This is a genomic window from Streptomyces sp. NBC_01217 (genome assembly GCF_035994185.1).
Lineage (GTDB): Bacteria > Actinomycetota > Actinomycetes > Streptomycetales > Streptomycetaceae > Streptomyces.
Genome location: NZ_CP108538.1, coordinates 2,665,823 through 2,687,573 on the forward strand (window position 1 = coordinate 2,665,823; position 21,751 = coordinate 2,687,573).

At 68.3% G+C, this 21,751-nt stretch carries 11 protein-coding genes; all 11 read left to right on the forward strand.

What is annotated here, in order from left to right:
• The first annotated feature begins 90 nt into the window (after positions 1–90).
• A complete protein-coding gene (locus OG507_RS11615) occupies positions 91–1,872 on the forward strand; it encodes an amino acid adenylation domain-containing protein (protein WP_442810964.1) in 1,782 nt (593 codons plus the stop codon).
• Between the two features lie 2 nt (positions 1,873–1,874).
• Positions 1,875–3,155, forward strand: a complete 1,281-nt coding sequence (locus OG507_RS11620) for a cytochrome P450 (protein WP_327367111.1) — start codon at positions 1,875–1,877, stop codon at positions 3,153–3,155.
• Between the two features lie 24 nt (positions 3,156–3,179).
• The gene (locus OG507_RS11625; RefSeq protein ID WP_327367112.1) at positions 3,180–3,986 is read left to right on the forward strand and encodes a thioesterase II family protein; all 807 of its coding nucleotides are present in this window, start codon (positions 3,180–3,182) and stop codon (positions 3,984–3,986) included.
• Entirely contained in the window at positions 3,980–5,554 is a 1,575-nt protein-coding gene (locus OG507_RS11630) for a carbamoyltransferase C-terminal domain-containing protein (RefSeq protein ID WP_327367113.1), read from the forward strand. The genes OG507_RS11625 and OG507_RS11630 overlap by 7 nt, the downstream gene beginning before the upstream one ends.
• A 58-nt stretch (positions 5,555–5,612) precedes the next feature.
• Complete coding sequence (locus OG507_RS11635) at positions 5,613–6,452, forward strand: hypothetical protein (protein ID WP_327367114.1); 840 nt, start codon at positions 5,613–5,615, stop codon at positions 6,450–6,452.
• 178 nt (positions 6,453–6,630) lie between these two features.
• Positions 6,631–9,999 (forward strand): amino acid adenylation domain-containing protein, encoded by a 3,369-nt coding sequence (locus tag OG507_RS11640; RefSeq protein WP_327367115.1) that lies wholly within the window; start codon positions 6,631–6,633, stop codon positions 9,997–9,999.
• Positions 9,996–11,351, forward strand: a complete 1,356-nt coding sequence (locus OG507_RS11645; protein ID WP_327367117.1) for an MFS transporter — start codon at positions 9,996–9,998, stop codon at positions 11,349–11,351. The genes OG507_RS11640 and OG507_RS11645 overlap by 4 nt, the downstream gene beginning before the upstream one ends.
• Positions 11,351–12,604: a cytochrome P450 gene (locus tag OG507_RS11650; protein WP_327367118.1), complete on the forward strand. Its 1,254-nt coding sequence runs from the start codon at positions 11,351–11,353 to the stop codon at positions 12,602–12,604. The genes OG507_RS11645 and OG507_RS11650 overlap by 1 nt, the downstream gene beginning before the upstream one ends.
• Positions 12,605–12,630: 26 nt before the next feature.
• Complete coding sequence (locus tag OG507_RS11655) at positions 12,631–16,650, forward strand: non-ribosomal peptide synthetase (protein WP_327367119.1); 4,020 nt, start codon at positions 12,631–12,633, stop codon at positions 16,648–16,650.
• On the forward strand, positions 16,647–17,771 hold the full coding sequence (vioD, locus tag OG507_RS11660; RefSeq protein ID WP_327367120.1) for a capreomycidine synthase: 1,125 nt from the start codon (positions 16,647–16,649) through the stop codon (positions 17,769–17,771). The genes OG507_RS11655 and vioD overlap by 4 nt, the downstream gene beginning before the upstream one ends.
• Positions 17,768–21,187, forward strand: a complete 3,420-nt coding sequence (locus OG507_RS11665; protein ID WP_327367121.1) for an amino acid adenylation domain-containing protein — start codon at positions 17,768–17,770, stop codon at positions 21,185–21,187. The genes vioD and OG507_RS11665 overlap by 4 nt, the downstream gene beginning before the upstream one ends.
• Positions 21,188–21,751: the final 564 nt, after the last annotated feature.

Below are 21,751 nucleotides of genomic sequence, written 5' to 3' on the forward strand. Positions count from 1 at the left end.
AGTGCCCCTGGCGAGAGGTGCCCGGACGTGATTGACGGCAATTCAGTCGAAAAAAGCGGCGGAATATCCCCGACCGGGACCGGACTACTGGTGCCCGAAATCGACACTTCTTTGATACACGAACTGATTGCTGACCGCGCAGCGCGTCACCCGGAAGCTTGCGCGGTGACCTATGAGGGCCGCGGCATGACCTACCGAGAGCTCGATCGGCGGGCCGACGCGCTGGGCCGTGAGTTGCGGGTCCGCGGGGCCGGCGGACGGCCCCCGGTGGCTTTGCTGATGGAGAGGTCGCCGGAACTGATTGTGGCCATGCTGGCCGTGCTCAAGGCAGGCAGTGCCTACCTCGTGCTCAATCCGGGCGATCCGGACCAGCGGCTGGCCGAGCTGGCGCTCGACGCGAACCTGAGCCTGACCCTCACGAGTGAGCAGCTCTCCGGCCGAGTCCCGGCCGGCCTCGACAGCGTGGTTCTCGACGGCCTGCCGCTGTCGAACACCAGCACGCCGTCGACGCCGCGGGCGCGGCTCACCCCCGACCACCTGGCGTACGTCTGCTACACGTCGGGCTCAACGGGCGCCCCCAAGGGTGTCGGCGTGACCCATCGCGGCGTGGTGCGGCTGGTCCGCGAGGCCGGCTGGATGAGCTTCGGTCCCGAGGATGTCGTGCTGCACGCCGCGTCCCCGTCGTTCGACGCCTGCACGCTGGAGATCTTCGGAGCCCTGTGCAACGGCGGCCGACTGGTGATCCACCCGCCGGGCCGGATTGATCTTGAGGCGCTGTCCCGGACCATCATCGACGAGGGGGTCACCGTGGTGAACCTCCCCACCGGCGTGCTCCACCAGCTGGTTCAGTCCCGGCTCCCGGCCTTCGCCGGCCTGCGGCACGTCGTCACCGGTGGAGACGTGGCCTCGCCGGCCCTGGTCACCCGACTTCTGGAGGCCCATCCGCATCTGCTCTTCACCAACGGGTACGGCCCGACCGAGAACACGACGTTCACCACCTGCTGGACCAGCCGGACGCCGCCCACGACCGACGATGTGCCGATCGGGCAGGCCGTGGACGGCACGCGGGTCACCCTGCTCGATGCCGGTCTGCGCCCGGTAACGGACGGGACCGTGGCCGAACTCTACGCTTCGGGGGCGGGGTTGGCCTGGGGGTACCTTGGCCGTCCGGAGGCAACCGCGGAGCGCTTCCTGCCCGATCCGGCCGGCCCTCCCGGTACCCGCATGTACCGCACCGGGGATCTGGTCCGGCAGCTGCCGGACGGTGGTCTGGGCTTCGTCGGGCGCGCTGACCGCCAGGTGAAGGTCCAGGGCTTCCGAATCGAGCCCGGATCGGTCGAAGCCGCGCTCGCGCAGCAGCCGGAGGTGGTCCAGGCCGCCGTGGTCGCCGAGCCGGGCCCTGACGGGCATCCACAGCTCATTGCGCACGTGGTGGCCGTCCCGGGCGCCGCCGACGACCTGGGCGCCGTGCTGCGCCGCAGGCTGCGGGACCGGCTGCCCGCGTACGGCGTTCCTCACGTCGTCCTGGTGCGTTCCGAGCTGCCCCTGGACCGCAACGGCAAGGTGGACCACGCGGCGCTGGCGACGCATAGACGTACGGTCCGCAACATCGGCACCGTGTACGTGCCGCCGTCGGACGAACTCCAGCGCGATCTGACGGAGTTGTGGGCGGAACTCCTGGACACCGAGCCGATCGGCATCGAGGACGACTTCTTCGACCTCGGTGGCCACTCGCTGCTCGCCGCCGAGCTGCTGGAGGCCCTTCACGCACGGTTCGACGCGGACATCCCCGCGGCCACGCTGTATCTCCACTCGACCGTCGCAGAACTCAGCCTCGCAGTGCGCACGGCACAGCACAGGGAGGTGGCCTGATCATGACGGTCTCCGACGATTACCAGGCCACCGCAGTGGTCGGCGGCGGCTGCCCGTACCAGCGCGGGGGTGCGGACCTTGCTGACCCTGCCCTGTACAGCGGGCAGGATCCGCACGCCGTGTGGACCGCGCTGCGTCAGCACGACCCGGTGAGCCGGCATGTCCTGGATGGGACGCCTTACTGGTCGGTCACCCGTTACGCGGACGCCGACGCAGTCCTGCGCAACCACGCGACGTTCACCTCCGAGCAGGGAACGCTGCTCTATCTGCTCGGCCGCGGTGACCCGGCAGGTGGCCACCAGATGGCAGCCACGGATCCGCCGCGTCACACGGCGCTGCGGGAGCCCCTTCAAAGGGCCCTGGCGGTCAAGCCGACCCTGGCTCGGCGTGAGCAGATCAGGCAGGTGGTCGTCGACCTGCTCGCGCCGCTGGCCGACGGAGGCGAGTACGACCTGGCCGCGGCCATGACCAGGCTCCCGATGGCCGTGGCCGGTGTGCTCATGGGATTGCCGACGGCGGACTGGCCACGACTGATCGAACTGACCACGGCGTCGGTAGCGCCCGAGGACCCTCGATTCCACCAGGGCCGCGATCAGCGAGCGGTGCTCAACGCCTCCCACCGCGAGCTGTTCGCCTATTTCCACGACGTGGTCCGGCACCGCCGCGCCGCAGAACCGGGCGACGACCTGGTCAGCCTGTTGCTCGGCATGGAGCTCGATGGTCGTCGGCTGACGGTTGGTGAGGTGACGTCGAACTGCTACAGCCTGCTCCTCGGCGCCAATGTGACCACAGCGCAGGTGCCGGTGAGCGCGCTGGCCGAACTGATGGGGACTCCCGCACTCGACGACTGGGCGGACCACCCGGAGCTGCTTCAGAGCGGGGTCGACGAAGCACTGCGCTGGGCGACGCCGACGACCCACTTCGTCCGCTACGCGACAACGGACGTGCTGCTGCGGGGGCGGCGGATCGAGGCGGGCGATGCGGTGGCGGTCTGGCTCGGCTCGGCCAACCGTGACGAGGAGACCTTCAAAGATCCCTTCACCTTCGATGTGCGCCGCAGGCCGAACAAGCACCTTGCCTTCGGTATCGGTCCGCACTACTGCGTGGGCCACACCGTGGCAAAAGTGACCCTACGGCTCCTGTTTGCCGAGCTGTTCAGTCGGTTCACCGACCTGGCGCCTTCCGGACCCGGCGAACGACTGCACTCCAACACTATCTACGGATGGACCAGCATGCCTATCACCGCGAAGCTCCGCAGCCACCGCCGACCTGCGGCCTACTGAAACCAGGCGGAGGACATGAAGCCGATGCCGACTACCGGCCGACGCGCCCGTTGGTTCCCGAAGGAACCGCTTCCTGACGCACCCGCGCGCGTATTCCTGCTGCCCTACTCGGGCTGCGGCGCCTCGATGTACCGCCACTGGCCGACCGAGTACGGCGGTGTCAACTTCGTCCCGGTGCAGCTGCCGGGCCGGGAGAACCGCCTCAGAGAACAGCCCTTCAAGAGCTACCAGGAACTCGGGAGCGTGCTCTCCGAAGTCCTCTCTCCCTACCTGGACCGACCGTACGCCCTGTTCGGCCACTGCAGCGCGGCGCTCGCCGCCTACGAGGTCGCGCGGCAGACCATCGACCGGGGCGGGCCCGCACCGACACGGCTGTACGTCTCCTCCGAGGTCGCCCCGCAGGACGGCCCCCACGGACGGCACCTCCAGATGAACGACGACGAACTCGCAGAGGAGTTGCGCACGCTTGTGGTGCAGCTCGGCGGTACGCCAGTGCCGACGCTCATCGACATGACGCTCGGCGTGCTGCGGGGAGACATCGAGGTCAACCGGCGTTACCACGTGGCCGATCCGGTCAAGCTGCCTTGTCCCATCACGGCCATCGGCTGGAGTGGCGACATCGGCATGGAGCCCGAGCTGATGGGCGGCTGGTCCGCCTGCGGAAACAGTGAGCAGGTTGTCTTCGAGGGGGGCCACTACAGCTTCATGGAGGGCCCTGAGACCTTGCTGCGGCTCATGGTGGACGGGCTCGGGATGGGCCTGTCAGAACTCGACACTGCCGCCATGAGCGGCACCGAACGGGCTGTAGTAAGGGGTGGACTGGGATGCTGATTCTTTCGTTCAAAGAAGGTCACGACGGGGCGGTCTCGGCGATTGAGGACGGGCGGCTGCTCTTCTCGCTGGAGGCCGAGAAGGACTCGTTTCCGCGCTATTCCTCGCTCACCGCTGATGTGTTGCTCAACGCGGTGGAACGGCTCGATCGGCTGCCGGACATCGTGGCAGTCGGCGGTTGGGTGAAGGGCGACCGTGCCTCCAACCCACCTTCCCGGACTGGATACTTCGGCGTGGGTGAGGGCTCGGTCTCAGATGTGGCCGGCCGGTTCCTCGGTCGCGACGTACGCATCTTCTCGTCCTCGCACGAGCGGTCACACATCATGGCGGCCTACGGCATGTCGCCGATCCCGGCCGGCCAGCCCGCCTACTGCCTGGTCTGGGAGGGGAACATCGGTTCCTTCTACCGCATCGACGAGGCCGGCAGGGTGACGCACCTGCAACAGGTGATGTCGGATCCGGGCAACAAGTACGCCTTCCTGTTCGGCCTGGCCGACCGCGGTCTGGCCAAGAGCAAGGGCACGCTGCGTCTCCAGGACGCCGGCAAGCAGATGGCCCTGACCGGTTTCGCCAACCCTGCGGCCATGACAGACAGCGAGCGCGAGGTCATCGAGTTCATCCTTGCGCAGGGCGAGATCGTGGCCGAACTGGGTAAGGAGGACATGACCTGGTCGCCCTTCCACAACATCGGCCTTGAGTCACAGGAATACAAGAACCTGGCCGCCAAGTTCTCCGACGCGATCTTCGACCGGTTCCACTCGTATGCGAAGCAGCATCTCACCGAGGGGCTTCCGCTCCTGATCTCGGGCGGCTGCGGCCTCAATTGCGAGTGGAACCGGCGTTGGAGCGAGAGCGGCCTCTTCTCCAGCGTCTTCGTACCGCCGTGCCCCAACGACAGCGGCTCGTCGCTGGGGACGGCCATCGACGCCCAGCACCACTACACCGGTACCGCGGCGGTGGAATGGGACGTCTACGCCGGCGCCCCCTTCGTCGAGGACACGCCCTTCGACCCGGCCCAGTACGACACCCGACCGCTCGACTACGCGGAGGTGGCGAAGTTCATCGCTGACGGCAACATCATCGGCTGGGCCCGCGAACGTTGGGAGGTGGGCCCCCGGGCGCTGGGAAACCGATCCATCCTGGCCGCTCCGTTCACCGCGGATACGACCGCGCGGCTCAACAAGATCAAGCAGCGGGAGGGCTACCGGCCCATCGCCCCCATATGCCTGGAAGAGGACGCCCCGCGCTGGTTCCGCGGCCCGATGCCCGACCCCTACATGCTCTACTTCAGCAGCGTTCTGTCCGAGGACCTCAAGGCCGTGACACATGTGGACGGAACGGCCCGTACGCAGACCGTCACAGCGGAGCAGAACCCGGGGATCGCCGCACTCCTCACCGCGTTCCGCGACATCACCGGATTCAGCGTGCTGTGCAACACATCGTTGAACTTCTCCGGTACGGGGTTCATCAACCGGACGAGTGACCTGATCCGGTACGGCGAAGAGCACGGGCTCGACGGCTATGTGGTCGGAGAGACGTTCGTGACTCGGCGCATACCAAAGATCTGAGCACTTGATCCCTCGGGCCGAAAACCCGATTCCCCCGACCCGTCGTAGGAGCACAGAAATGCAGCAGCAGACAATGAACAAAGTATCCGGCCTCCAGGCGGACAGCGAGTTCTTCCGCTTCGAGGAACGGGACGAGCTCGACTACCAACTGGTGCTTGACGTCCTGCACGGCAGGCGGCTGGGAGTCATCTTCCGCAATGTCATACCGTCGCCCGCGCGGAAGGAGCTGACCGACCGGTTCTGGCGCAGTCCGGCGCTGGAGCACCGGGAGGGCGAGCCCTCGCACTACGTGGGCGCTTACCACTGGAACAAGTCGACTACGGCCTACCTGGATGAGGCGGCCGAGGTCATCAAGGACGTCAAGGCAGTGATCGACACGCCGGACTCGCCCTATACGACCTTCCGTCAGGGCGTGGCGCAGGCTCTGGCGCAGGAAGGCGCAACCCTTCGGGTGGCAGAGAAGGACGGACGCTCGGCGTGCCCGGCACTGATCCGGGCCTGGGACCAGCCGGGGGAGTTCTCGCTGGATCCGCACGAGGACTCGGCCCAATGCCAGGATCCGCGACAGGTGGGCTTCGAGATCCAGAACGTCATCCAACACAGCATCTGTGCTGTGAACATGTGCATCGAGCACACGGCGGGTGGGCGTCTGGTCGTCTGGAACATCCGCCCGGACAACGAGGCCCGGCGGGCCCTGGGGATCGAACTGACCGGCATTCCTTATCCGTCGGAATCGCTCGCGGAGTTCGACGAAATCCGCCTGGACATACGTGAGGGCGATATCTACGCCTTCAATGGGGCCTTCGTGCACGCGGTCGACGCCAACACGGGGAACCGGTCCACGGTGTCGTACATCATGGGCTTCACCGGCGCGCACTCGGTCGTGAGCTGGACGTAGTCGACGACACGAGACCAATGAGGTAGCCAGCGCAAGCGGCGCCCGGCACCCAGAACGCACCCGGCATTCGCCGTCCGGTTCCCCCTGCTGTCCGGCGTGCCCGCACCAGCGTCGAACGCGGGCGGGCACGGCGGACAGCGCATCCTCCGCCACACGGTCCGACACGAGGAAGAAAAACATGCAGCAGCGAGCCGACACGCTCGGGGAACGGCCGGGACGTCCCCCGGAGGCGCCTGCGGTCTGCGTCCACGACGTTTTCTCCGCACAGGCACGCCGGAACCCGGGTGCCACAGCCGTCCTTTCGAGTTCCGCCGCAGGACCCACAGCAGACCATGCCGAGCAGCTGACCTTTGCCGAGCTTGACGCACTGTCGAACCAGCTCGCGCACCGGCTGTCAAACCTTGGTCTGCGCCCCGAAGACCGGGTCGCCGTCTGCCTGGAACCCTCTCCAGCGCTGGCCGTGGCCCTCCTCGGAATCATAAAGGCGGGTGCCGCATACGTACCGCTGGACTCCGGTTATCCGGCCGAGCGGCTGCGCTACCTCCTGGACGACTCCGGGGCCAAGGCCGTCGTCGCCGACGCGGGCACCGTGGCCGTTCTGCCGGCGACCGACGCACCCACGATTCTGCTGGACGAGCGGTTCGAGAGACTGGCGGCCCTGCCGTCCACACCTCCAGCCTCGGCAGCCTGCCCCGACGGCGCGGTCTGCATCATCTACACATCCGGCTCGACCGGCGCCCCCAAGGGGGTGACGATCACTCACCGGGGGCTGGTGAACCTGGCCCGGGCCGCCGCTGCCGAGTTCGGCCTCGGCCCAGGGGACCGCTTCCTCCAACTGGCCTCGATCAGTTTCTCCGCAGCGCTGGAGGAGATCTTCCCGGCGCTGCTGAACGGTGCCACCGTCATCCTGGCCGGGTATCGGCGCGCGCTGCCCAGCGTGCCGCACTTCCTGGAGGTCCTGGAGCGGCACCAGGTGACAGGCTTCGAAATCACCACGGCCTACTGGCACCAGCTGGTTGACGAGTTGGAGGAGGACAAGAGCTTCCTGCCCAGCTCGCTACGGTTCGTCGTCATGGGCGGCGACCGTGTCCGCCCGGACCGCGTGCTGGCATGGCGCCGACAGGGCGTACCACTGGTCCACGTATACGGACCGACCGAGTCCACGGCCACGGCGACTTACCACCACAGCGCCAAGGTCGCGGAGCGCTGCGACGGCCTGCTCCCCATCGGGACCGCGATCGACGGCGCGACGGTCCACGTGCTCGACCCGGCGATGGCCACGGTGCTGCCCGGCGAGGCCGGTGAGGTGTACGTCGGCGGCGCGGCATTGGCGCGCGGTTATCTGGGGTCGCCGGCGAAAACGGCCGAGCGCTTCGTCCCCGATCCGTTCGGGCAGCCGGGTTCCCGGCTCTACCGCACCGGCGACCTGGCGCGGCGCCTTGCCGACGGGCAGTTGCAGTTCCTGGGGCGCACGGACAACCAGATCAAGATCCGCGGAGTTCGCATAGAGCCCGGTGAGGTGGAGGCGGCCCTGCGTCAGCATCCACAGGTGGGGCAGGCCGTGGTCACCCTGCGCCGTGACCCCGCAGGTGCGGACAGTGACCGGCTCATGGCCCACCTCGTGCCGGCGGTGGAGCTTGTCCAGGACGAGGCCGACACCCTGCCCGACAGGGTTCGGCGATATCTGAGCGAACGGCTGCCTGCGCACCTGGTACCCACCGAGTACCTGCTGATAGACGCGCTGCCGCTCACCGCCCACGGCAAAATCGACTATGCGGTGCTGCCCGTGGTCCCCGCGCAGCGTGACGACAAGGCCGCAGCGACTGCTGATCCGCTCACGGGCGCGGCCGCCGAGCTCGCCGACATCTGGGCGGCGGTTCTCCGGATCGAAACGGTGCACGGCGACGACTCGTTTACGAGCCTGGGCGGCAATTCGCTTCAGGCTGCAAGGGTCATCGCCAAGGTCAGGCGCCGTTACGGCGTGCCCGTATCGCCCGCCGACCTGCTCAATGGGGCTACATTGCGCAGCTTCGCCGCGCTGGTCGACGAGCGGCTGCGCACAGCCGATGCCTCCGGCCCGGACCGGGCCGGAACAGTCGGCTCCTGGTCGCAACGGCGCGCCATGGTCGAACGCTCCCTCGCCGCACGCACCGGCGGCCGTCGCGCGTCTCCGATTTCCGTGTCGCAGCAAGGCCTGTGGGTGCTCAGCAGACTGGCCCCCGACGTTCCGCTCTACAACGAGGCCTGGCAGTGCCGGCTGTCCGGTCCGCTCGCCCATGACATCTTCGCGCGTGCGCTGACAGCCGTCGCCGAACACCACGAGGCCCTTCGCACGACCTTCGGGGACCTGGCAGGTGAGCCGGTCCAGTACGTCTCCGCTGTGCCTGCACACACCTTGCGGTTCGTCGACGTCAGTCAGGAGCCGGACCGGGGCGAATCCCTGTGCGCGACGGAAGTCCGTACACCGTTGGACCCAGTCGAAGGACCGGTCCTGCGTGTGCTGGTCCTCTCTCACTCCCCGACTGAGCACACCCTCGTCTTCACCGTCCACCACCTGATCTTCGACGGGATCTCGAAGCAGATACTCATCGACGAACTCGGAAGGCTTTACGCCGCGTTCCGGAGCGGCGCCGCCGATCCGCTGCCCGAACCACCTTGCCATTACGGGGACTTCGCACTGTGGCAGCGCGCGCATCTGCAGGGGGCGGAGCTCGACCGGCTGCTCGCCCACTGGCGCGCCCGGCTGACCGAGTCGCCGGCGCCGTCAGCCTCATTGCCCACCGACCGGCCAGTCCCGCCGACGGCCCGCCACGACGGAGCGCGCCTTGAGCGGCAGCTGCCGGCTTCGGTGCAGACCGCAGTGGCCCGCCTGGCTCGCCGGCAGGGCGTGACGCCCTTCATGGTTCTGCTCAGCGCCTTCTACTGCCTGCTCCACCAACGCACTGGCAAGGACGACCTGACCGTCGGCACGCCCATGGCCAACCGTGCGGCCCCTGACGCCGAGAACATCGTCGGATACGTCAGCAACACAGTCGTCCTGCGGACCACTCTCAGCGGCGACAACAGCTTCCAGGAGCTGCTCACACGCGTCCGCGAAGTGTCTCTCGATGCATACGCCCACCAAGCGCTGCCCTTCGACACACTGGTCGAACGGTTGCGTCCACCCCGCGAACGCGGACGCACTCCCTTGTTCCAAATCCTCTTCGCCTTCGAGGACGAGTCCGCGCTGGACCGCACGGTCGGCGACCTCCGCCTGACCGATTTCCGTTCGCTGCCCACGGGAAGCGCCAAATTCGAACTCGGCTGGGTCGTCACCCAACGCAACGGCATGCTCCAGATTGCCGCCACATACCGCGAAGACCTATTCGACACATCCACCGTGCACGGACTGCTCGAACAGTACGAGCAGCTACTCATGCACTTCCTCGCCCACCCCGACCACGCGGTCGGCTCTCCGGTGGAGCCCCTGGCCGCAACCAAGCTGCTCCTCACCGACGAATGCCGACTGAGCGACACACCCACGGCACAGCAGACGGAGCCCTCATGACGACCGCGTCACCGCACGAGACCACGGCCCCTGCGCAGAACACGATCCGACCGGTCATCGAGCTGTGCAGGCAAGGCCCTTACTGGTGCTGGGCCGTGGCAACCACCCTGCTGCGCCTGCCGCCGATCATGGCACCGATGGCCCTGGTCCTCGCCAGCATGCACTACAACGGCGGCCCCGGCCTGGGCGGCATGCTCGTCGGCGTCTCCCTGGTGCCAAGCGTACTGTCGGCCCCGGTGTTCGGCCGGCTGCTCGACCGGCTCGGCCCCGAGGTCTGGACGTTCAGGCTGCTGCTGTTCGGCGCCGCAGCACGTGTAGCCCTCGCACCGGCTTTCGCACTCGGCGCTCCGACCTGGCTACTGATCCTGCTCACCCTCGTCGGCCAAGTAATGACCTTCGGGACGGGTGGTGCGACCCGTGCCCTGCTGGACAGGGTCGTCCCGCAGAGGCTGATCTCGCCGGCACTCTCCATCGACTCGGTCCTGATCGAGATCGTCGTGGTCACGGCGCCGTTCCTGGTCGTACTGACCTCGCTGGCCAGTCCCGCCTATGCACTACTCGCCATGGGCCTGTCCATGGCGGCCGGCGCGGTCCTGCTCCACCCGAAGGCGCTCCTTCGGCGCAGCTCGGAAAGCGCCTCCGACCGAACCACGAGCGGTGAGGACCTGACACAGGAGGGCACGGACTCGGCGGTCACCACCCCACCGGAGCCGAACGGCGTGTGGCGCAACCCGAGGTTCCTCTTCTGGGCCCTCGTCTCCTTCTCCTTCGGACATCTGATCGGCACGGCCGATCTGGGCGTTCTGCCCCGCGCGGTGCAACAGGGCGGTGGCACAGCGCAGGCCGCCGTACTCACCGCCGTGCTCGGCTTCGCCAGCGCGGGAGCGGGACTGCTCTACGCCTGGTACGGCCCGAGGATCAAGACGAGTGCAGTCACGCAGGCCTTCGTCCTGCTGCTGCTGATGACAGCCTCCAGTGTTGCCTTCGCCAACGCGGGGTCGTGGTGGGCCCTGGGTCTTGCGTTCGCCGTTCTCGGCCTCGGCACCGCCCCGCTGAACACGGTGATGTTCGCAGCCCCGCCCGGGATCGTCCGGGCTGAGCGGACCTCGGAAGCGTTCAGTGTCCTCGTCGCAGCCAATGGCGTAGGTATGGCGCTGGCCGGCGCACTGCTCGGCGCCATTCCGCTGCACACCATGCTGCTCCTGGGTTCGGGGTCCGCACTGGTCACGCTGCTGGTCGGCCCGATTCTCCTCCGCCGGGGGGCGCGGACCACCCGCATGCACCCCCCGTCCCCGAACAGCCCGGGGAGGGCCACGTCCCCCCGAAGGGCCTCATCACAGGGAGAGAAATAGTGGACCAGCCCATTACTTCGGTCGAGGACCGCACCATCGCCGCCTTCGACAGCCACGATCCCGCGCTGTCGCGGAACCCCTACCCCACGTACGAGCAGCTGCGTTCGCGATGCCCTGTCACCTGGAGCCCGTCCTGGGGTGGCTTCTGGATGGCCTCCGGACACGCGGAGGTCGCGTCAGCCGGCCGGGACAAGGCGTTCTCCACCGGCCAGGTCCTTCCCGACGGAACCCTCCAAGGCGTCACCATTCCTCCGCTGGGTCAGACCGGACGGCTCGTCCCGCTCGAACAGGACGCGCCGGAGAGCATCAAGTACCGCAGGCTGCTGGCCTCGTTCTACTCGGCCGGCCGGGTCAGGGAACGGCTGCCGGAGCTGCGTCGGCTCGCACGGGAGAGCGTCGACGCGGTCATCAGTGACGGCTCGTGCGACATCGTGCAGGCTCTCACCCTGCGCGTGCCGGCCATTGTCACCATGCGCGACATCGGGCTGCCGGATGAGCGGTGGGCGGAGGTCGACGCGCTCCTACACAAAGCGCTACTGGCCGCACCACACGACATGGCCGCCGCCCGGGCCCATGGACAGGAGATCACCCTGGAGATCCTTGAGCAGGTCGAGCAGCACCGTGAGGACGGCACCGGCGGCGGACTGATCCCGCATCTGCTGGCTGCCACCGTTGACGGCCGGCCGGTTGACGACGGGGACATTTTGTCGATCCTGTATCTGCTCCTGCTCGGTATCGACCCCACGTCCACGCTGACCGCGACGGCGCTGCTCCACCTCACACAAGACCAGAAACTCAGAAAACGGCTCACCTCCGATCCGTCCCTGATTCCGCAGGCCGCCGACGAATTTCTACGCTGGATGTCCCCTGTCCAAGGCACCAGCCGCACAGTCACCACCGACACCTCGCTCGGCGGGACCACTCTGCGCCCCGGAGAGCGGGTGTTTCTGTCCTGGGCGGCGGCGAACCGCGACCCGTCCGCCTTCGCGGAGCCCGACGCCGTCCTCATCGACCGCGAGAACCGCGATCACCTGGCCTTCGGCGCAGGCCCGCACTACTGCCTGGGTGCCGCGCTGGTGCGCGCCATGTTCAGCGCCATGTTGGAACAGGTCCTCACCCGGATGCCCGACTACGTCGTCGCCGATCCGGATGGCATCAGCTACTTCCCCGACCTGAGTTCGGTCTACGGCGTCACCGCCCTGCCCCTCACCTACACGCCAGGTGAGCCGACCCGCATCACGGATCCGGAGTAAAACAGATGAGCCAGCATGGCCCGTCCATGTCCCCCCTATCGCCGGAGAAACTTCGGCTGCTGAGGCGGCAGCGCGGAGCTCGCGACACCGACCCGGCCCTGTTGCGGGCAGGACTCTCCGGTGCTGCACACGTGCCGGCGTCCATGGCACAACGTGCGCTGTGGTTCCTGGACCGGGTCATGGAGCCGAGTGACCGGTCCGCCTACAATCTCGGGAAGGCGATGGTGCTGCGCGGCCCCCTCGAACCGAAGTTGTTCGAGCGTTGCCTGACGGAGATCGTCCGCAGGCACCAGGTGCTGCGGACTACCTTCACCGCCGAAGACGGCACTCCCATGCAGGTGGTCCACGACTCATGCCCGGTCCGGCTGCCGGTGCGAGACCTCAGCGCGCTCCCGCAGGCGGAGCGGGCCGCGGCGGTGCGCCTGCTCGCCGAGGAGGAGCTGTCCCGCCCGTTCGACCTGGCCCAGGACCCACTCTTCCGCGCGCTGCTGGTGCGCTCGGCCCCGGCTGAGCACACCCTGGTCCTGGTCTTCCACCACGCGGTCTTCGACGGCTGGTCGTTCGGGATCTTTTTCGACGAACTGATCGTGCTGTACGAGGCGTTCGGGGCGGGCTGCCCCTCGCCGCTCGCCGAACCGACGTTGCAATACACCGACTACTCCGTATGGCAGCAGACGCGGTTCGACCAAGGTGCCCTGGCAGAAGGGCTCGCCTACTGGCGACGTGCCCTGGCCGGCGCCCCTGGGCTGCTTGCCCTGCCGACGGACCGGCCCCGGCCGGCTACGGCTTCCTACACCGGTGCGCAGTTCGCCTTCATTCTGCCTCCCGAATTGACGGCCGCCGTCCGTTCACGGGCAGCCGCGGAGGGCTGCACCCTTTACATGGTGCTGCTCGCTGCCTACCAGGTGCTGCTGGCCCGCCTGTCGGGCCAGCAGGATGTCCTGGTGGGATCCCCCATTGCCGGTCGTTCGCGCCCCGCGTTGGAAGGGCTGGTCGGATTCTTCGTCAACACCGTGGTGCTCCGCGGGGAAGTCGCGGACGAGCTCACTTTCCGGGAGTACCTGGGCCGGACCCGGCAGACGGTGCTTGAGGCATTCGAACACCAGGACGTGCCCTTCGAGCTTGTCGTCGAGGAGCTCAAGCCGGAGCGGACTCTGAGCCACAACCCGCTGTTCCAGGCTGTGTTCACCCTCCAGAACACCGCCGCCGAGAGCTCTGTGCAGCTTCCCGGCATCGAGGTCGCCCCCTGCGCGGTGACCACCCGCGACGCCAAGTTCGACCTGGTCCTGGACGTTGTGGAGGACGGCGACACGCTGCGGTGCGAGATCGGCTACCGCACCGACATGTTCGATCCGGAGACCGTGGAGCGGTTGAGTCACCGCTATGCGCAGCTCCTCGCACAGGTCCTCGCTGACCCGGAGCGGGCTTTGGGAAACGTGGACCTGCTACTGCCCGGGGAGGTGTCGGAGCTGATGCGGTACGGCCGGGGACCGGCCGTACCGGGCGCGCCCGCCACGCTGCACGGCCTGATCGAGGAGCAGGTGCACCGGACACCGGACGCCCCAGCCGTGCTCTGCGACGGCATCGAGACGACCTATGCGGAACTGAACACCCGGGCGGAGCGGCTGGCCCGGTTCCTCCGAGCACGCGGCGTCGGACCCGAACGCGTAGTTGCCGTGCAGCTGCCCCGCTCGGTAGACGCCGTCATCGCCTTCCTGGCGGTACTCAAGGCCGGCGGCGCGTACCTGCCGCTGGACCCCTCCCACCCGGCACAACGCATTGCGTTCATGCTGCAGGATGCCCAGCCCGTCTGCGTGCTCACCGACCGCGACCTGGCAACGGCGGACGACCTGTGCGAGCCGGAGGTGCCATCGGCCGAGGCCGCCATCGCGCACCCGGCGTACGTTCTCTACACTTCCGGCTCCACGGGGCAGCCCAAGGGTGTCGTCGTCCCGCACTCGGCTGCCGTCAATCTGGTGCGCTGGACCGTGTCCGAGTTCGGGGAAGACCAGTTGTCGCGGGTACTGTGCGCCGCCTCATTCTCCTTCGACGCCTCGGTCTTCGAGCTATTCGCTCCCCTGGCCTGCGGCGGCCGCGTGGAGATCGTGCGGGATGTCCTCGCGCTTGCCGAACGCGACCCGCAGGCCGGGGGAACGACGCTGATCAGCGGGGCGCCGTCGGCAATGACGGTACTCGCAGCACAGCGCCGGCTGCCGGCCGGCACCACCACCGTGGTGAACATCGGCGAGGCCCTTCCAGGAGCGCTGATCGAGGAGGTTCTCCAAGTCCTGCCGAAAGCACGGGTCTTCAACGGCTACGGGCCCACCGAGACCACGGTGTGGGCAGCACACTGGTCCACCGACGCCCCCGTGAGCGGGCTCCCGCCAATCGGTCAGCCGGTGGGCGGAGACCGCCTCTACGTCCTGGACCCCGGCCTCGACCAGGTGCCGACCGGAGTAGCGGGAGAGCTCCACGTGGCGGGCGCAGGACTGGCACGTGGCTATTTGAACCGCCCAGAGCTCACCGCCGAACGTTTCCTCCCGGACCCGTACGCCGGTCCGGGCGAACGGATGTACCGAACTGGCGACCTGGCCCGCTGGCGGTCGGACGGCCTGCTCGAATACCTCGGCCGCACCGACCATCAGGTGAAGATCCGGGGATACCGCGTCGAGCTCGGAGAGGTCGAGGGGACGCTGCGCAGCCACCCGGCGATACGGCAGGCCGCGGTCCTCGCACGTGGGGACGTACCCGGGGAACTCCAGCTGGTGGCCTATATCGTCCCCGGCACCCCGGCCGGGCCTCCGCCCGTGTCCGAGCTGCGCGGCTGGCTCAGCCGGACACTGCCCGCGTACATGGTGCCGGCCGCCTTCGTGACACTGGCCGAGCTGCCCCTCACCGATAATGGGAAGCTCGACCGTGCGAGGCTGCCTGCGCCGACGGCCGACCGGCCGGCGAGGAAGACCGCCGAACGGCCAAGCACCCCGCACGAGCGGCAGGTCGCGGACGTCTGGGCAGAGATCCTGCACCGGGACGACATCGGCCTGCACGACAATTTCTTCGACCTCGGCGGCAACTCCCTGGCAGCCATGCGGATGGTGGCCCGCATCGAGCAGGCGGGCGGCCGGGCCATCCGGCCCGCCTCCGTCTTCCAGGCACCCACGGTCGAGCAACTGGCCGCTCTGCTGAGTGAAGAGGACAAGGGCGCCACAGGCAGCGCTTCACCTCTCGTGACGTTGTGCGGCAGCGGTGCGGGGGCTCCCGTCTTCCTCGTCCACCCCCTGGGCGGCAACATCCTGTGCTACGCCGGGCTGGGCGACGAACTGGGTCCGGACCGGCCCGTCCACGGTCTGGTCGCACGTGGTCTCAGCCACGACGAAGTGCCACGCGAGCGCGTCGAGGCCATGGCAGCCGCCTACCTGGCCGCGCTGCCGAAAGCCGCGACCGACCGTCATTTCCTCCTCGCGGGATGGTCGATGGGTGGTGTCGTCGCCCTGGAGATGGCCCGGCAGTTCCTCCAGTCGACGGGTCGGCCCCTCCCGGTGGTGATGATGGACAGCTACCCGCCGCAGCCAACGGCCCACCTCCATGGCAGCACCGGCAGCCGGCAGGACGAGGTCGCGCTGCTGGCCGACTTCGCCGCGGACTGGGGACGCAGCCTCGACCTCGACCTTTCACATACCGACCTTGCGGAGATCGGGGTGCGCGCCGGCCTGGAGTGGTTGCTGGCACGTGCCAAAGCCGCCGGTGTGCTCTCACCCGACGACGACCTGGTCCTCCTGCACCGCCTGTTCCGAACCCACGCGGCGCATGCCGTCGCGCTGGACCACTACCGGCCCGCCACCCCCTACCCGGGACCGGTCACCTTGCTCTCCGCACGCTCCGGGCGGGTGGGCGACGCCGTGGATCACGGTTGGTCCCGGCTGGTGACCGGGCCACTCGGCGTCGTGGAGGTGCCAGGAGACCACTACAGCATCCTGCGCGAACCCCAACTCCCCGACACTGCCGCAGTCCTGCGGGCACAACTGAAGGCGAGCGACCCCTCATGAGGCTTCCACACGCGCCACTCGAAGACTGGATGCGCGACTTCTACTTCGACACGAAGATCGATCTGGGCAGCAGCGGCGTTCAACCGTGGAGTCTGTCGGAGCTCCGCCGACTGCTGGGCATCCACCCCGCAGAACTGGACGCGCTCACCTTTGACGACAGCGAATCGTACGGGGGCCGTGAGCTGCGCGAGGCGTTGGCGGTCCGGTTCGGCGTCGGCGACACGGACCGCATCATGGCCACTCACGGATCCACCGAAGCAATCTTCGTAGCCATGAACGCCCTGCTCACGTCCGGCGACGAGGTCGTGGTCGTGGACCCTGCCTATCATTCGCTGCGCTCAGTCGCCGAGGCCATCGGCTGTCGGCTCAAGCGCTGGCAGCTCCGTCCGGAGGACGGCTTCCGGCCCAGCCTGGACAACCTGCGCCCACTGCTCACCAGCCGCACCCGCATGGTGGTCGTCAACTTCCCCCACAATCCGACCGGCGCGACCCTCACCCGCGACCAGTTCGACGAATTTCTCGACCTGGTTGCCGACCACGGTGCCTATCTCCTCTGGGACGGCGCCTTCACCGAGTTGGTCTACGAGACGCCGCCGTTGCCCGACCCTGCACTGCGTTACGAACGGTGCGTGTCGATCGGCACAATGTCCAAGGCCTACGGGCTGCCCGGGACACGTATCGGCTGGTGCTTCGCCGCACCGGAGATCCTGGAGACATTTGTTCCGCTGCGCGACGCCATCAGCATCTGCCTGTCCCCGCTGACCGAGTTCTTCGCCGCCCGAGCCGTCTCACAGGCCGACCGGATCCTTGACGTGCGGAAGGCCCAGGCAGCCCGCAACCGACAACAACTGGCCGACTGGGTCCAGCGCGATTCCGACCTGGTGTCATGGACCCAGCCCGCCGGCGGCTGCACGGCCTTCCCCGCCTTCGCCGGCATCGAGGACACCGAGGACCTCTGCCGCGAGCTGGGCATCCACCACGACGTCCTGCTCGTTCCGGGATCCGGCTTCGGCCATCCCGATCGGGTGCGCCTGGGGTTCGGCGGCGACGAGGTCACATTCGTGGAGGGACTGGAGCGGTTGCGTCTGGTGCTGCGAGCACGCCGAGGTGCCTGGTCATGACTGAAACAAACGCGGCCGAGCCGCTGGACACCGGGATGACACAGACGGGCACCGAGCGGCTGCAGGCCCGGCTGGAAGACCTGTCCGAGGAACAGCGCACCCTGCTCAAACGCCGCCTTCGGGAGCGACGGCAGCAGCTGCGCGCCCAAGAGCCACAGATCTGCGAAACCTCAGTGGCCCAACAGGGTCTGTGGTTCCTGGACCAGGTCAAGCAGAACGACCCGTTCTACACACTTGCCTGGCGCATCGACCTGGCAGGCCCGTTGGACATCAGTGCCCTGACAGCGGCCGTCAACGACGTCGTGTCGCGTCACGGCGCCCTGCGCACCCGGTTCGGCGACCGGGACGGCAAGCCCGTGCAGATTGTGGAGCCCGTCTCCGCGATGCGTGTTCCGGTGACCGATCTGCGCCGGTCGCACGAGCCCGCACGAGAGGCTGTCGTAGGCGCCGCCTGTGCCCGGCTGGTCTCCGAGCCGTTCGACCTGGCCAAGGGCCCCATTTTCCGCGCCGAGGTCCTGCGGGTCGCGGACGACCGCCACGTGCTCGTGCTGCTGGTGCACCACATCGTCTTCGACGGACGGTCCATGGACATCGTGATGCGAGAACTGGCCAACGCCTACAACACCGCGCGAGCCGGTCGGCCGCTGCCGGTACGCCCAGCCGAGCAGTACGCGGACTTTGCCGCCTGGCAGGATCGCCACCTCAGCAGTGGGCGGACGGACCAACTGCTCAGCTTCTGGCGCGATCAACTGCTCGACGCCCCTGAGCTGCTGCCGTTGCCGATCAGCCGGCCGCGTCCGGCCGAGCAGTCCTACGCGGGCGCGGAACAGCGCATGCGGCTGTCGGTCCCGCTCAGCGCCGGCCTGCACGCCCTCGCCCGCTCCGAACGCAGCACGCTGTTCATGACGATGCTCGCCGCCCTCCAGCTTCTCCTCATGCGCTACTCGGGACGGCCCGACGTCAGCATCGGCACACCTGTAGGCGGCAGGTTCCACAGTGCGTTCGAGGAGTCAGTGGGGTACTTCGTGAACACTCTGGTGCTGCGGGGTCAGCTGGAGGGCGACCCGACCTTCCGCGCATTCCTGCAGCAGACCAGGCGTTCCTGCCTGAGCGCCTATGACCACCAGGACCTGCCGTTCGACCGGCTGGTAGAGGAGCTGCGCCCGCAGCGCTCGCTGAGCCACAACCCTCTGTACCAGGTCACGCTGGAGTCCCACGGAGAGGACCGCTCCGGGCAGCGCCCGCAGTTCGCGGGGCTGAAGACGACCCACATGGACAACATCGACGTGGCTCGGTCGAAGTTCGACCTGTCCTTCACCGCCGCCCAGGCGGGCGACGAGGTCGAGATCGCCGTGGAGTACGCCACCGACCTCTTCGACACGGACACCATCGAAAGGCTGATGGGGCACTTCCACCGCCTCCTCGAAGCAGTGGCCGCGGATCCGGACGAGCCTGTCAGCCGGATCACGGCTCGCATGGTGTCCGAGGCAGAGCGCAGGCAGCTCGACCGGTGGGCCCGCCCCGCCGCCACTCACGCGGACGAGGCCGGCGGCGGCACAGTGCTCGACCTCATCGCCGGCCAGGTGGCAGCAGTTCCCCAGGCTGTTGCACTCGTGTCGGGCGACCGCACGGTGAGCTATGCGGAACTGGACCGAATGTCCGGCCGGATCGCCGCCGGGCTCGCAGACGCGCACGTGCGACCGGGCTCTCTCGTGGCCGTGGCGGCAGGCCGGTCGGCCGAGCTGGTAGCAGCGCTGCTCGGTGTGTGGAAGCACGGTTGCGCGTACCTCTCACTGGACGCCGCCGGACCGGCGGCAAGGGCCGCCGCCATAGTGGCGGACGCACGTGCCGACGTGGTTCTGACCACGGAGCTGGACGGGTCGTCCCATTGGCCCGTTGGCATCCGGGTGCTCCCGCTGGCCGCCCTGGCAGCGGCAGCCGATGACCCGAGCGCACGGACTGCCCCGCCAAATGCCTCGGTCGGGCAGAGCAACCTTGCGTACGTCCTCTACACCTCGGGATCGACAGGAGCCCCGAAGGGAGTGGAGGTCTCCCATGGTGGACTCGCCGGCTATGTCGGCTGGGCCGCGGCCGAGTACTGCCCAGTGGCACCGCCGACAGCCCCACTGCACACTGCCGTCGGCCTCGACCAGACGGTGACCAGCCTGTGGCTGCCCCTCGCCAAGGGTGGCACGCTGCACCTCATCGACGAGTCCGGGTCCGTGTCCCGGATGGCAGGCACGCTCGCGGGCCAGGCGGCCTGCAACTTGGTGCGGCTGACCCCGGCACAGCTCGACGAGCTCTGCCGGCATCTGCCCTCCGGGTCTCTGGCAGGTCGGGACATCTGCTTCGTCATCGGCGGCGAAGTGCTGGAGGCCGACCTCGAACGGCGGCTCTTCGATCTCGCACCGGACGCCAGGGCCGTCAGCGAGTACGGGCCGACCGAGGCGGTCGTCGGCTGCTGCACGCTGACCGGGACAGTCGGTGACGCTCCGGAGGACCGGTCGACCATGCTGATCGGACGTCCCATCGCAGGGGCCGAGTTGCGCGTCCTGGACGCACACGGCTGGCCGGTGCCGACCGGTACGCCTGGCGAACTCCACATCGGCGGCAGCGTCCTCGCCCGCGGATACCTACGTGACCCGGTACGTACAGCGGCCGCCTTCGTGCCCGATCCCTATGCCGCGCGCGCCGGATCCAGGCTGTACCGAACAGGGGACCTCGTGCGTCATCTGGCTGACGGACGCCTTGAGTTCCTCGGACGAAGTGACCGCAAGTTGAAGGTCGGCCACCAGCTGATCGAGCCGGCGGAGACAGAGGCGGCGCTGCGCGCGGTGCAGGGCGTGCAGACGGCCGCAGTCGAATCCCAGCGGGACGACCGGGGCCAGGATCACCTCGTGGGATATGTCACCGGCGAGGTGATGGCAACCGCCGTGCGCGACGCGGTCGCCGAGTTGCTGCCTGAGGCCATGGTGCCGACTGTGATCTTGGTGCTGGACACCCTGCCACTCACCCGGCACGGCACAGTGGACCGGACCGCGCTGCCCGTACCGGAGAGCCTGCGGCCGTCAGGCACCGTCGCCGGTGCGGCCGCTGATCCGGTCGTGCAACAGGTCGTCGCCACGCTGTGGTCGTTGATCCTCGCTTGCGACGCCATGGGCCCTGACGACAACTTCTTCATCGAGGGCGGGCATTCACTGTCCGCCGTCCGCGCGGTTGGGCTGATCAGGGAGGTGTTCCAGATCGAGGTGCCGGTCGCTGCGCTGTTTCACGCGCCCACACCGGCGCTGTTCGCCGCCCAGCTGCAAGAACTCGCCGGTGACGAAGTCGACGTCGCGGAGGCGGCGGCAGAGGTGCAGGCAGTGCTCGAACTCTCCGACCAGGAAACCGCGGTCCAGCTCAGCGCGCTGGGATGACAGTACGCCCACGTAGGGCCGGGCCGGTGCGGCTTGAGTGGCTGTTGTCCTTCCGATCCTGAGGAAATGCGCGTCGAGGGAAACGCGTCCGCCCCGCACCGGTCGGTGTGGGGCGGACGCGTTCAGCGGGTCAGCTGCAGAGATGGCCCCACGCGTTGTTGGGACGCCAGGTCTTCTCGCCGGAGGACGCACCCTTCCAAGTCCCACCAGACGGTGGCGCAGTGCTTGACCGCGGTGCCATATCACCACCAGTCGCTTGCTGCGGATGCCGACGCCGGGGTGAAGACGATCGACGCGCCGAGCGACGCGGCGACCAGCGCGCCGGTGATGCCGAACCGGCCCACACGGCCCAGCCTCATGAAAACCCTCCTGATTTGCCAGTGCGGCGAGAACGGCTCCAGAATCCACCTGAGCGTCGACCGCAACGGCCTGTCGAGCTGCAGCGCTTCCACAGCAGTTCGGGAGGCACTTCGGCGGTCGGCACCGAGCCGTTGTTCACGACAGAACACCGACCTCGCTCCGCGCGTGTCATCGCCTTCCAGGGCGCAGCGCCGCTCGGCAGGC

Excerpts from the sequence above, each read along its gene's own strand:
- vioD (WP_327367120.1), top strand. The coding sequence starts at position 16,647 with ATGAGGCTTCCACACGCGCCACTCGAAGACTGGATGCGCGACTTCTAC.
- OG507_RS11645 (WP_327367117.1), top strand. The coding sequence starts at position 9,996 with ATGACGACCGCGTCACCGCACGAGACCACGGCCCCTGCGCAGAACACG.
- OG507_RS11620 (WP_327367111.1), top strand. The coding sequence starts at position 1,875 with ATGACGGTCTCCGACGATTACCAGGCCACCGCAGTGGTCGGCGGCGGC.
- OG507_RS11665 (WP_327367121.1), top strand. The coding sequence starts at position 17,768 with ATGACTGAAACAAACGCGGCCGAGCCGCTGGACACCGGGATGACACAG.
- OG507_RS11625 (WP_327367112.1), top strand. The coding sequence starts at position 3,180 with ATGCCGACTACCGGCCGACGCGCCCGTTGGTTCCCGAAGGAACCGCTT.
- OG507_RS11640 (WP_327367115.1), top strand. The coding sequence starts at position 6,631 with ATGCAGCAGCGAGCCGACACGCTCGGGGAACGGCCGGGACGTCCCCCG.
- OG507_RS11630 (WP_327367113.1), top strand. The coding sequence starts at position 3,980 with ATGCTGATTCTTTCGTTCAAAGAAGGTCACGACGGGGCGGTCTCGGCG.
- OG507_RS11635 (WP_327367114.1), top strand. The coding sequence starts at position 5,613 with ATGCAGCAGCAGACAATGAACAAAGTATCCGGCCTCCAGGCGGACAGC.
- OG507_RS11655 (WP_327367119.1), top strand. The coding sequence starts at position 12,631 with ATGTCCCCCCTATCGCCGGAGAAACTTCGGCTGCTGAGGCGGCAGCGC.